Consider the following 11,401-nt stretch of genomic DNA (forward strand, 5'->3'; position numbering starts at 1 on the left):
GTTCGAAGGGGAGTCGGCGAGGGACTACATGCGCATCCGGATGTTGATGCCCGCGCGGAAGAGTCCGAGCTCCGTGGGGGCGGCGCTCTCCACCACGGTGGTGTCCGGCTGATAGAGGAACTCGCTGTCGCGCTGGCCGAGCGGCACCTCGGCGTACAGGAAGATGCGCGCCGAGGGCGTCACCAGCAGCGAGAAGTCCACGCGCGAGAGCAGGGAGCGGTCGAGCACGTTGGCCACGTTGGTGAACATGATCGTGGGGTAGAGCGAGCTGCGGCGGGCGATGGTGACCTGGGCCATGCCGTAGTAGCGGCCGAAGAAGAGGCCCCGGTAGTCGCCCGTGGAGTGCAGCCACGTGAGGTAGTCCCGGTCGTCGTAGCCGAGCGGGTTGTAGAAGCCCTCGAAGCGCAGGGTGCAGCGGTAGAGGTCCGCGATGCGGAACTGGGTGGACACGCCGCCGCTGGCGAGCAGCTTGGGCCCGCCGAAGTCCCGCTCGGTGAAGCCCACCGCGGTGCGGTCCCAGAGCTTCACGTCGGTGTCGCGCACCAGGGCGAGCTCGGCGTTGAGGTCCAACGGGCCCACGCCCATGCTCCAGTCCAGGCCGTAGCGGGGGCGGCGGTGCTGGGTGAAGGTCGCCATGAGGCTGAGCTCACCCGTCCTGCCGAGCGCCACGTCGGCGCGCACGGAACCGCCGTAGCGCAACTTGTCCTCGGCGGGCCCGTTGAGATCCGCCGTGGTGAGGAGCGTGAGGTTCGAGGCCAGGGACTCGAAGGGGATGGTCACCTTCAGCATGTCCACGCCCGTGCGCAGATCGATTCCCTCGAGCGGCTGCGGGTTGGGCAGCTGGAGGAAGTCGGTGGGGTTCCAGATTTGCGAGCTGCCCCATTTGATCTGCTGCCGCCCCAGGGTGAAGAACACGCGGTGGCCGAGGTCGAAGCTGAACCAGAGCTGGTCGAGGCCCGGCTGGGGCACGGTCAGCGTTGGATCCAACGGATCATAGACGAGCCGCCCCACCACGAAGCCGCGCAGACGGTCGATGGGCCTCGCGTCGAGGTAGAGCCTCACGAGCGCGGGGAACCGGGGCTGCAGTTTCGTCTCGCCCAGCAGGCTCGAGCCGGCCAGGTCGGCGCGCTGATAGAAGAGTCCGCCCAGGGCCAGGAAGTCGTTCTTGCGCTCCACCTCCGCCTGGAAGGAGGACGGGACCTGAGGGCGCGGCTCATCCTCCGCCACCCGGGTGTCGCTCGTCCGGCCGATGGCCGTGTCGGAGGTGCTGGCCGTGGACGGGGTGGGTGCCGCCGTCCCGGAGCTCTCGGCGTCGGTGACGGTGGGGCGCTGCAGCGACGACATGTCGAAGCTCAGCGGCTCCGCGGGCGGCACCACGGGCTCCGCGGTGGCCACGGCCGGCGCGCTCCCGGTGGGGGCTGACGGCGCGGGAGTGGGGCGCGTCTCCGGCGCGGGGGCGGGCTCCGGCGCGGGCTCCGGCGCTGGGGGAGGGGAGACGACGGCGGTGGGCTCCGGCTCCGAGGGGAGCTCCGGCGGCGCGTCGAGCGGGGCCTCCTTGCGCAGCGGGCGCTTCGCACGCGCGGGCATCACGTAGGCCAGCGATTGCACCTGCTCACGGTCGAAGAAGACGGCCACGCCGAGCGTGGGGTAGTGGAAGTAGAAGCGGTTGCCAGGCGTGACCTTGACCACGTAGCAGGCCACCGGCTTCTTCTTGGCCACGGGCTTCTTCTTGTCCGTCGTCTTCGGCCGGGGCTCTCCGCAGGCCGGTCCGAACTGCTCGTCGAGCATGGCCCGCGTGAGCGGAGTCTCGGGGAACAGGTCGATGCGCTGGAGCAGGCCGCTCTGCTGCGAGACGCGGAATTGCACGCCGCGCGTCCCCTCGGGCGCCTTCTCGTTCCAGTAGCCCAGCACCGTTTCGCCGTCCCGCGTGGTGCGCTGCGAGGGCTCGCCGAACGACTCGAGCAGCTCCTGCTGTGGGGTGATGCCCGGGCGTGCGCCTCGCAACTCATCCGCGGGGCTGGTGCAACTCCAGAAGAGGAGGACCACGGCCGTTGCACGAGCGAGGAGTGCTGGGTTTGTCATGGTGGAGGAGCCGCCGACGGTCCTGGGGGGAATTTCAAGTCTATCGGCAATTTCTCAACGAATGGAAGGCGCCCCGGTGGGGGACTCACCCACTCCCGGGGTGCGCACGCATCGCCGCTCCCAGCGCCATCCACGCGGCGCCGGCCAGGGCGAAGGGCAGGTCATCCACCACATAGGCGGGCACCGGGCCGAACGGGAGCGTGGAGGCGAAGATGAGCACCACGGTGAGCAGGCCCGTGGCGAGCACGGCGGCGCTGACCCGGCGTGGCAGCAGCGGCTCGCGCCATGAGGCGAGCCCGAGGAGCACCGCGCTGGCGCAGGCCGCCATCACCCCCTGGCCCCCGTGGGAGTGCTCGAACCGGGGGGGGCCCAGCAGCCCCGTCAGCAGGGCCGCGTTGGTGCTGGCCAGTGCGACGGTGAGTGCGGCCAGGAGCAGGCCCACGAGGCTCGTCTTCCTCCGCCGCCACAGCCGGACATGGAGTCCGGCCAGGCTCACGCCCAGACAGAGCAGGGCCCCGGTGAACGCGGCGAAATACGCCTGGCTCAGTCCCGAGGCGCTCGCCTCCGCCCGGGCCGCGCCATTCTCCCGGCCCAGGGGCACCGACAGCCCGTAGGCCACGAGCCACAGCAGCCCTCCGAGCATCGCGGCCCACCCCTGCCAATGAAGGGACCGGCTCGGGGGGGATTTTTCGAAGGTCGAGGAGTTCATGCGGGGGTGGGATTGACAGCTGTACTCACTTTACAAGAATATCTTGTTTTGCAGCCTGTCCGAAGCTTTCCCCCCCGAGTGGAGGTTCCATGGCATCGCACGAGAATACCCTTCAGCCGGTCGCGGCTTCGGCCGTGATCGCGGAGCCCACTGCCACCGCCCCTGTCGCGGCGGCCCCCGAGAAGCTCGATGAGCTCGAGGAGATCAACTTCCTCCTCGAGGAGATCGAGAGCAAGATCGCCCCGCTCGCGCTCGCGTGAGAGGGGATGGGAGCCTGGCCGCTTGCCCGTGCGTGGGTGGTGGCCGGGTTCCACCGAGCCGCTGACAGGACCCAAGCGTGCGTTCCTACAAAGAAGCCTTCTCCGCGTACTGGCACCCCGTCGCCTTCGCCCATGAGCTGAAGGAGCGCCCGCTCGCGGCGCGGCTTCTGGAGACGGAGCTCGTCGTGTGGCGCACGGGCACGGGAGTGGCCGCCACGCAGCGCTACTGTGCGCACCGCGGGGCCGACCTGTGCGGCGGTCACGTCACCGGCGAAGGCCTGCGCTGTGGCTTCCACGGGTGGACGTACGGGCAGGACGGGCGGTGTGTCCAGGTGCCCTCTCAGCCGGCAGTTCCCATTCCGGCCCGGGCGGCCCTCAGCTCCTACCAGGCCGTCGAGCGCTACGGTCTCATCTGGGTGTGCCTCGCGCCGCAGCCCGCGGCGCCGCTGCCCGAGTGGCCCGAACTGGAGGACGGCAGCGTGGCCACGGTGTCGCTGCCCCGCCTGGACTGGAACACCTCGGCCGGCCGGCTGATCGAGATCGTCCTCGACGTGGCCCACCTGTCCTGGGTGCATGACGGCACCTTCGGCAATCCGCAGCAGCAGGAGGTCGCTCCCTATGAGGTGGAGCGGAAGCCCCACGGCGTGCGGGCGCAGATCTCCTACCCCGCGCTCGCGCCTTCCATCGGCGGGGCGCCCCCCAAGGTAGACCGGACGACGCTCACCTATGACGTCTTCCTGCCCTTCGCCGCTCGCCTGACCTTCAAGCCCACCGTCTTCTACGCGCACACGGTGTACGCCATCGCCTCGCCCTGGTCGGAGGAGAAGATGCAGTGCTTCTACTTCTCCTCCTACCACCCGCGGCTGCGCAACCACTTCCCGGACATGTTCGTGAAGAGCGAGCTGGCCATCCTCGAGCAGGATCGCCTGGTCGCCGAGGCGCAGCGGCCCCTGGCGCACCCGCTGGACTTCACCAGCGAGGTCCACGTGCGGGCGGACCGTCTGCCCCTCGAATACCGCCGGGCGCTGATCGCCCTGCGCACGGGCCAGGCCGTGGAGCCGCCCACCCCTGACTGAGGCTGATACTTGGGGTGCTGTAGATTTCCCGACAAGCGCCCGTGTAGAGTTCCCGCCCTCAGCTCAAGCTTCTCCCCCCCTGTCCTGGCGCCGTGATGGAGCGCGCGGGACTCGAGCCTCCATGAAACTGCACCCGAAGATCCTTCTCCTCTCCCTTATGGTGCTCGCGTCCGGTTGCGACGTCTTCACCACCACGGACGCGGAGGGAACCCGTGGCCGTGGCGCCAAGGCGTTCGATCCGTATTCGAGCTCCGCGTCCGGTGCCATTTCGCTGTCGCTGCTGCAGTTCAAGGGCTGCGCCATCCTGCCCAACGGCCTGCCGGTGTCGCGCGGCTCGTTGAACCTGCCGGGCTATCCGGACACGTGCGTCAACCTCACCGAGGGCCAGCCGCTGGCGCCCCCGAGCGAGCCCACCGAGCGTTTCAACGTCACGCCCGGCTCGCTCTACTTCCTGCGTGAGCTCACCGCGGTGGACACGGTGTTCGATCAGCACACGAACTACAACGACCGGCACGCTCCGGCGGTGTGGATCCGCAAGGAGTCGCTCTTCAAGGACCTGGACTGGTCGGGGATGAGCGTGGGCCGCGACGAGTGGCGCTCCTACAACAACCGGGGCACCTTCCAGCGCGAGACGTATTTCGAGAACGCCGCGTGGATGCTGTCGGACGACGACACGTTCCAGCTGGATGTGCTCGACGCGGACGGCAACGTGCGCACGTCCGCCACCTACAAGCGCAAGGACTTCCTCGCGGAGAACGCCGTCACCGGCCGCACCCGCGTGAGCTGGTCCATCGTCGGCCTGACGAAGCCGCTGTACCCCGGGGATCCGATGGAGCACGTGGACCCCGACTACGGTCCGGCGCCCACCTACCAGACGACGGTGAAGGTCTCGCTGGCCAACTCGACCAACCCCTTCAACACCTTCCGCATGCCCCAACTCACCGGCGAGGGCGTCATCCGCGTCACCTGGAGCCTGATGCCGGAGAAGCCCTTCCTCTTCCCGGTGACGTTCGTGCCGGAGCAGAGCCGCGACGCCTCCTGCTACAAGCTGGACGCGAACGGCCTGGCCACCAGCGAGCGCGTGCCCTGCGGCTTCGGCCTCGACCAGAAGGTGAGCATCGCCCGGCCGGGCAACGGCAAGTTCTTCATGCCGGGCGACACGGTGGGCTTCCGCGTCTCCCTGCGTGACGGGGACGGCAACGGCCTGCACTCGAGCGATGGCCTGCCCAGCTTCAACGAGTACATGGGCGACAAGTCCAACGGCCTCGCCTACTTCAACGAGTTCATGCTCACCACGTTCCGCGACGTGAGCAGCTCCGAGACCGGCTTCAAGGTGGTGGGCCCCCTCCAGGACATCAAGGCCACCTACGGCACCTACCAGACGCCGTACTTCGCCTACCCGAATACGAGCGAGCCCTTCTACTTCCTCTACCCCAACGCCGTGTACCTGCCTCGCGGCGCGGACGTGATGCCGCCCACCCAGTGGGCCGTCACGCTGCCGGAGAACGCCAAGCCGGGCACCTACGCCATCTACGTCAAGGGCCACCGCAACTTCATGGGCGAGCGCCTCAACCGGATGGACCCCTTCTTCTTCCAGGTCGGCCAGGAGAAGGAGACGACCTACCCGGGCCGCGTGGGCAACTGCCAGATCTGCCACAACGGCGTGAACTCGCTGAGCAACCTGCACCACGGCCTGTCCGTGGACCACGTGGAGGGGTGCACGGTGTGCCACACCGACGAGACGGTGGGCTTCATGCCGGACGTCATCCACCGCATCCACATGGGCTCGCGCAAGTACGAGAAGAGCAAGGCGGACTGCACCCTGTGCCACCTCACGCGTGAGAGCGCGCTGCGTCCCAGCATGCAGGCGTGCGGCAGCTGCCACGTGCAGGTGCACGGCGCGGAGTACTTCGACCTCAAGTTCGAGAAGCTGCAGAACACGCCCAACTCGTACGGCAACTGCGCCAACGCGTGTCATGCCGTCACGCCGCCGACCCAGCACATCCTGCCGGCCCGCTGAGTCTGGGAGATCGCCATGAAGATTTCGACCGTCATCTCCAGCGCCCTCTTCCTCTCCGCCGCCCTGTCCGGCTGCATGACCGAGGAGCCGCCCACCCCGGTGGACACGAACCTGTACACGGACATGCCGCGGGTGAGCACCGTGAACGGCTACGTCATCGACCCGGAGGCGTTCTTCGCCCTGTCCGCCCAGTGGCCGGTGGACCCCGAGGACCCCGAGGGTCCGCCGCCTCCCATGCTCTTCAATGGGATGCCGTACTTCGAGCTCTCGAGCGTCTCGGGTGCCAACGTGTACCTCGCGTCCGGCACCCACCAGACGGAGCGCTCGGCCACGAACGAGCGCGGCGTGTGGCAGGTGTTCAACGTGCCCACGACCGAGACGGACGCGTACCTGATGCATACCGAGCCGCTGGCCTCGGGCGTGCATCTGGGCGCGGGCGTTCCCTTCCCGTCTCCGGTGGAGCTGCCCGAGAGCCACTACGTGGCGACCACCACGTTGCGCCCCATCGTTCCGAGCGTGCCGCTGTGCCAGTACCAGGTGGCCACGCTGGTGAGCGATACCGGAGCGCTCGCGGCGCTGGCCAATGCGCGCACGTCCGCGGGCACTCCGACCACCGTCGACGACCTGCTCAACCCGGGCAAGACGGGCGGCGTGGTGCTGGCCTGGGTCTACGCCCCCAGCTTCCTGGCCGACTGGTTCCAGTTCCCCGCGGACTCCATCGCGGCGGAGCCCAGCATGGGCCAGCTCTACTCGCTCGACTGGGCGCCTCCGGGCGTGGGCGGGCCGGATCAGTCCCCCATGGGCTACATCGCCAGCGAGGGCGGGGTGAGCCCCCTGGGCTACTACGCCGTCGTGCTGCCGCCGGGCGCCTCGGGTGAGCTGACGGTGCAGTTCGCCGACACCACCCCCGAGGGTGGCGAGCCGGGTCCCTTCGGTCCTCGGCCCTACTTCATCCCGCCGCTCTCCGCCCCCATCCAGCCGGGCGTCTCCATGGCGCGCGTCTTCTCCTTCCCCGGTGGGGACGAGGAGGAGCCGCCTCCCACGAGCACCGATGACGAGGAGATGCCGCCCTCGCCCAGCGAGGACTTCGGGGTGTTCTGCTTCCCTCGGTAGTCGAGCGCGGCAGTCCCCCTGGCGGGCTCACCGCCAGGGGTGGAGCTGGAGTTGGCGGAAGCGCACGGCCGGCTGCCCGAAGGACACGGGGAGCGGGCCGTGGTCCTGTTTACGGCAGCCCCGCGTGGCGAACAGGTTCTGGAGGTCCGCGCCAATGGCGTCGAGGTCCGCCAGCGCCTGAAGGCCGTTGCCGCTGAGGATGCCCGGGGACACCAGCCGCCCCGGACAGCCCTCGCGGATCTCCTGGGCCTCCACCACGTAGAAGCTGAAGTCCCCCGACAAGAGGTTCATGTGGCGGGGCGTCAGGTGACGCACCAGCAGCCCGTGCGGGATGCCCGCCATGAGGCTCTCGAGGTCTCCCTGGTGCGGCTCGACGCGGGTGTGCGCCATGCGGGGCAGGGGCGGGTGGCGGAAGCCCGTCCTGCGGCCATGTCCGTTGGGCGCCCGGCCCAGGCGTCCGGCGCTCTGCGCGTCCAGCAGCGGGGAGCCGACGACGCCCGCGCGCAGCAGGGGCACCGCCTGGGCGGGGTGGCCCTCGTCATCGCAGGCATACGCGAGGGCGCCGCGCCCGTCCGTCGGGTCGTCCGAGATGGAGACGAAGGGCTCGGCCACGCGCTGTCCGAGGCGGCTCGCCAGGTAGGAGCCACCGCGCGCGACGACGTCTCCCTCCAGCGGGTGCCCGCACACCTCGTGGAAGAAGCAGGCGGAGGCCGCTCCGGGAGGGAACACCACGGGCAGCGCGCCGGTGGGGCAGGGCACGGTGGGGGTGCCTTCCTGGAGGAGCCGCACCATCCGCTCCACCCGGGACTCGAGCTCCGGCAGCGCCGCGAGCATCCGCTCTCCGTCCGGCCAGGCCGCGCAGCGCCACACCTCCGCCATGCCGTCGGGAGTGGCCAGGAAGGCCTTCACCTCGAGCAGGGTGTAGCGCCGCCGGTCCTCGGCCTGGCGCTCCTCCGAGGCGAAGAGGATGTGTTGCTCCACCTCGCGCAGCAGCACGTCCAGGTGCGCGGCGCCCGCGGCCTTCGCCGTGTCCACCAGCCGTTGCACGGCGTCGGTGAAGAGGGCGGCGTCCGGAAGACGCGGCTCGGGGGAGAGCATCGCGCGAGCCCGCTGCGCCACCTCCGAGGGCAGGGCTCCGGGCGGGAGCGAGTCGCCGGCCACCTCGGCCCAGGTGCGCTCGATGCCACCGGGCACGTCCTGGCGCCTCGAGTAGCCGCGCTCGAAGGTGGGGGCCTGCACCCGGGGCCCCGTGCGCTGGTGGACGACCTCGGTCTGCTCGCGCCGCTCTACGAACCAGTCCTGCAAGGGGAGACTCCTTCCCTCCGTTTCATAGCACTCGCGCGCCGGGCATGATGAGGCCTCGAGCAGGTGAGCTGGGAGCGCGAGGATGTCGGTAACGGCCGGTGAGCCGCCGGAAGCGAGCGCAGGGGAGGTGCCCGGAGGCGCGGTGCTGGACGCGCTGGCCGGGGCGGCCCGGTCGCGGCTGGAGGCCTTCTCCCGGGAGCAGGCGGGCACGCGGGCCGAGCTCTTCCTCTCCGAGGGCCGCCGGCTGACGTTGGAGTACGAGGCCTCCACCGGAGCCTTCACCGTCAACCGGGGCGGCTCCCTGCTGGCGGCGGCGCGGGTGTGGCGCGGAGAGCAGTCGGGGTTCGCGAGCCTGCCCGTGGCGGGGCCCGAGGACGTGAGCCGGGTGCTGACGGCCGCCCTGCAGCGGATGGGGCCGGGCCCCACCTTCTCCCCGCCCGAGCTGGCGGCCGGAGTCACGCCGCCCTCGTTTCCGGAGCTCCCGGCGGAGCAGGCCCGGGCGCGGGCGGAGCACTTCATCCGGACGGTGGTGCCTCCTGGCCGGGTGGTGCAGGCGGCGCTGCTCACCCAGGCCACGGCCTGGAACGTGCTCGTGCGCGATGACGGTGGCCTCTCGCGCGGAGGCAGCTCCCGGGAGGAGGCCTTCGTGCGGTGCGAGACGTCGCGCGGCGCCATCGTCGATGCCGTGGCCTCACCGTGGGGGGGGACGTGGCCGCTCGAGTCCCTCCGTGAGCGGCTCGCGCAGGCCGTCGAGGCCCTGGAGGGGCCCGCGGAGGCGGTGGACCCGAGCCTGCCGCTCGTCCTGAGGCCCGCCGTCGCGGCCCCGCTCGTCGAGGCACTGGCCTGGCTGCTGCACGGGGACGTGGTGGCCTCGATTCCGGCGCTCGTGCGCGCGGTGGGGAAGAAGCCCTTTCCCGCGGTGCTCAGCGTCCGGGACGAGCCGCTCCATCCGCTCGGGACGCGGCGCCTGGACCTCGACGACGAGGGCGTACCCGCCGGTCCGTTGCGGCTCATCGAGGAGGGGCGGCTGCTGGGCTTCCTCCACTCGGCGGGGACGGCGGCGCGGCTGGGCGTGGCGCCGAACGGCCGCGGGCTGCGCTTCGAGGGCTCGCCGCCCGCACCGGGTGTGGTGAACCTCTTCGTGGTGCCTCGCGGTGATGCGCTCCCCGCGCGCTACACGGAGTTGGTGGCGCGCGTCGAGACGTTCACCACCATGCCGCGCCCCGGGCTGGTGGCGATGGTGGCGGGAGGCTGGGAGGTGCACGAGGGCCGGCGCGTGCGCCGGGTGGCCCCCATGGACCTGAACCTGCCCGTGCTGGAGACGTTCCGGGAGCTGAAGGGAGTCGGGCCGGAGCTGGCCTTCTTCCCCACCGCCGGGGGAGTGGGAGCGCCGACGCTCGTGCTCCCCCCGCCGCGGCGAGGCTGAGGGCTCCCGTGCGGCTCAGCGGCGCCGGGGAGCGGGCGGCTCGCAGCGCCGCACCGCGTGCCAGCTCACGAGCTCATTCAGCAGTGCCTGGAATGCGCGCCGGTTGAACCCGCGAGCCGTCAGCCGGGAGAAGAAGGCGTCCTCGAGCGCCTCCACCTGCTGGGGCTTGCCGCTGTTGAGCGCCTGCACGAGCTTCTCCAGGCGGTTGCGCAGCGCGGCGGAGGCGGGCAGGGCGGTGGAGTGGCCGTTGGCGGCCACGAGCACCTGGGACTCGGGCAGCGGCACGCTGACGAGGGGGCTCGTGGAGGATGTGCGGATCCACTCCAGCGGAGAGAGGGGCTTCTGGTTGGCCAGGGGAGCGGCGCCCTGTAGGGCCCCGGCGGAGAGGAGGCGGGCCCACTCCGAGGTGCGCTCGCGCTCGAGGGCGAGCAGGTTCTTGCGCCGCGACTGCTGCTGGAGGGCCGAGCGCACCGAGGCCGGCATCCGCCAGCGCTTCGCACCGGGCAGCTCGGAGTGGCGCACGCGGCCGGGCCACTCGATGGGCGACATGCCGCCGATGTCCGGTGGGCGGAAGGCCACGCCGAGCGAGGCGCTGACGGCGAGTCCCTCGGAGGGTTCGGCGCGGTGCCAGTACGAGGCCGGCCAGTACATCAAGTCTCCCGCGCGGCCCTCCAGGAGCCGGGCGTGCGAGAGCACCTGCTGCTCATCGGCCTTGTCGCGCAGCTGGATGAGGCTCTCGCGGTGGATGGTGCCCGGATCCTTGGGCACCTCGTCGCGCTGGGAGAGCGCCTCGAAGGGCCAGAGGTTGATGCTCTTCTTGCCCTCGACGACGAAGTAGAAGACGTGCAGGTCGTCCTTGTGGATGCCGAACGGCGTGTAGCGGTAGTTGCCGAAGAACACGGCCGACTCGGCGCCGCCCAGGGGCACGCCCACCGCCTCGTGGAAGCCGGACAGGAAGCTGCGCATCTGCTGCCAGTGGCCCCAGTGGTGGCACTGGGCGCGGTTGAGCACGATGCCGAAGCGCTTGCCTCCCAGGTAGCGGGTGACGCGCTCCAGGTACGCATGCGCGTTGCCGTCCTCGCGCATGGGCAGGTGCTCGCGGGTGAGCGAGAACAGCATCGAGTAGTACGGCAGGCCTCCCGGGCCGTCCTCGTGCTCGATGTAGAAGCGCATGACGCGCATGGGGGGCAGCTCGCCCCGGAGCACGCGGTCGCTCGCATCGCGGAGCGCCTCGAAGATCTCCTCGAGCGAGGGGAAGTGCGCGGCGAACAGGCCGCGGAAGATGACGGGCTCCTGGTCCCAGTGCTTGCGGGCGAAGTCCTTCCAGAAGGAGCGGGGCAGCGCGAGCGAGGGCTCGACGTGGACCGTGGAGTCGGGAGGGGTGGCGGGCACGAGCATGGGGGCGTCTCG

At 70.7% G+C, this 11,401-nt stretch carries 9 protein-coding genes; 5 read left to right on the top strand and 4 right to left on the bottom strand.

Going from position 1 to position 11,401, the window contains the following annotated elements:
- Nucleotides 1–24: 24 nt before the first annotated feature.
- Together ACJ8AN_RS20325 and ACJ8AN_RS20330 are read right to left on the bottom strand one after the other, a co-directional pair.
- Complete coding sequence (locus tag ACJ8AN_RS20325; RefSeq protein ID WP_407757062.1) at nucleotides 25–2,046, bottom strand: hypothetical protein; 2,022 nt, start codon at nucleotides 2,044–2,046, stop codon at nucleotides 25–27.
- A 121-nt stretch (nucleotides 2,047–2,167) separates the two neighbouring features.
- Nucleotides 2,168–2,725 carry a hypothetical protein gene (locus ACJ8AN_RS20330; protein ID WP_407757063.1) on the bottom strand — a complete coding sequence of 186 codons (558 nt, stop codon included), beginning with the start codon at nucleotides 2,723–2,725 and terminating at the stop codon, nucleotides 2,168–2,170.
- 155 nt (nucleotides 2,726–2,880) lie between these two features.
- Here ACJ8AN_RS20330 and ACJ8AN_RS20335 point away from each other — a divergent pair, with 155 nt between their 5' ends.
- From ACJ8AN_RS20335 to ACJ8AN_RS20350, 4 genes are all read left to right on the top strand, one after another.
- Nucleotides 2,881–3,051, top strand: coding sequence for a Xan family putative trans-acting RiPP leader peptide (locus ACJ8AN_RS20335; protein ID WP_407757064.1), 171 nt, complete (start codon nucleotides 2,881–2,883; stop codon nucleotides 3,049–3,051).
- A 77-nt stretch (nucleotides 3,052–3,128) separates the two neighbouring features.
- Nucleotides 3,129–4,127: a Rieske 2Fe-2S domain-containing protein gene (locus ACJ8AN_RS20340; RefSeq protein ID WP_407757065.1), complete on the top strand. Its 999-nt coding sequence runs from the start codon at nucleotides 3,129–3,131 to the stop codon at nucleotides 4,125–4,127.
- A gap of 121 nt (nucleotides 4,128–4,248) precedes the next feature.
- Nucleotides 4,249–6,147: a hypothetical protein gene (locus tag ACJ8AN_RS20345; protein ID WP_407757066.1), complete on the top strand. Its 1,899-nt coding sequence runs from the start codon at nucleotides 4,249–4,251 to the stop codon at nucleotides 6,145–6,147.
- Between the two features lie 15 nt (nucleotides 6,148–6,162).
- Nucleotides 6,163–7,260 (top strand): hypothetical protein, encoded by a 1,098-nt coding sequence (locus tag ACJ8AN_RS20350; RefSeq protein ID WP_407757067.1) that lies wholly within the window; start codon nucleotides 6,163–6,165, stop codon nucleotides 7,258–7,260.
- A gap of 27 nt (nucleotides 7,261–7,287) precedes the next feature.
- On the opposite strand, the gene ACJ8AN_RS20355 is transcribed toward ACJ8AN_RS20350, so the two are convergent.
- Nucleotides 7,288–8,565 carry a TldD/PmbA family protein gene (locus ACJ8AN_RS20355; protein ID WP_407757068.1) on the bottom strand — a complete coding sequence of 426 codons (1,278 nt, stop codon included), beginning with the start codon at nucleotides 8,563–8,565 and terminating at the stop codon, nucleotides 7,288–7,290.
- Nucleotides 8,566–8,647: 82 nt separating this feature from the next.
- On the opposite strand from ACJ8AN_RS20355, the gene ACJ8AN_RS20360 reads away from it, so the two are divergent.
- A complete protein-coding gene (locus ACJ8AN_RS20360; RefSeq protein WP_407757069.1) occupies nucleotides 8,648–9,991 on the top strand; it encodes a metallopeptidase TldD-related protein in 1,344 nt (447 codons plus the stop codon).
- Between the two features lie 15 nt (nucleotides 9,992–10,006).
- Here ACJ8AN_RS20360 and ACJ8AN_RS20365 read toward each other — a convergent pair whose 3' ends face one another.
- Nucleotides 10,007–11,389, bottom strand: coding sequence for a cupin-like domain-containing protein (locus tag ACJ8AN_RS20365; RefSeq protein WP_407757070.1), 1,383 nt, complete (start codon nucleotides 11,387–11,389; stop codon nucleotides 10,007–10,009).
- Nucleotides 11,390–11,401 lie beyond the last annotated feature (12 nt).

Origin of the sequence: Archangium sp., from assembly GCF_045802675.1 — a bacterium.
In the GTDB taxonomy this organism is placed as follows: domain Bacteria; phylum Myxococcota; class Myxococcia; order Myxococcales; family Myxococcaceae; genus Archangium.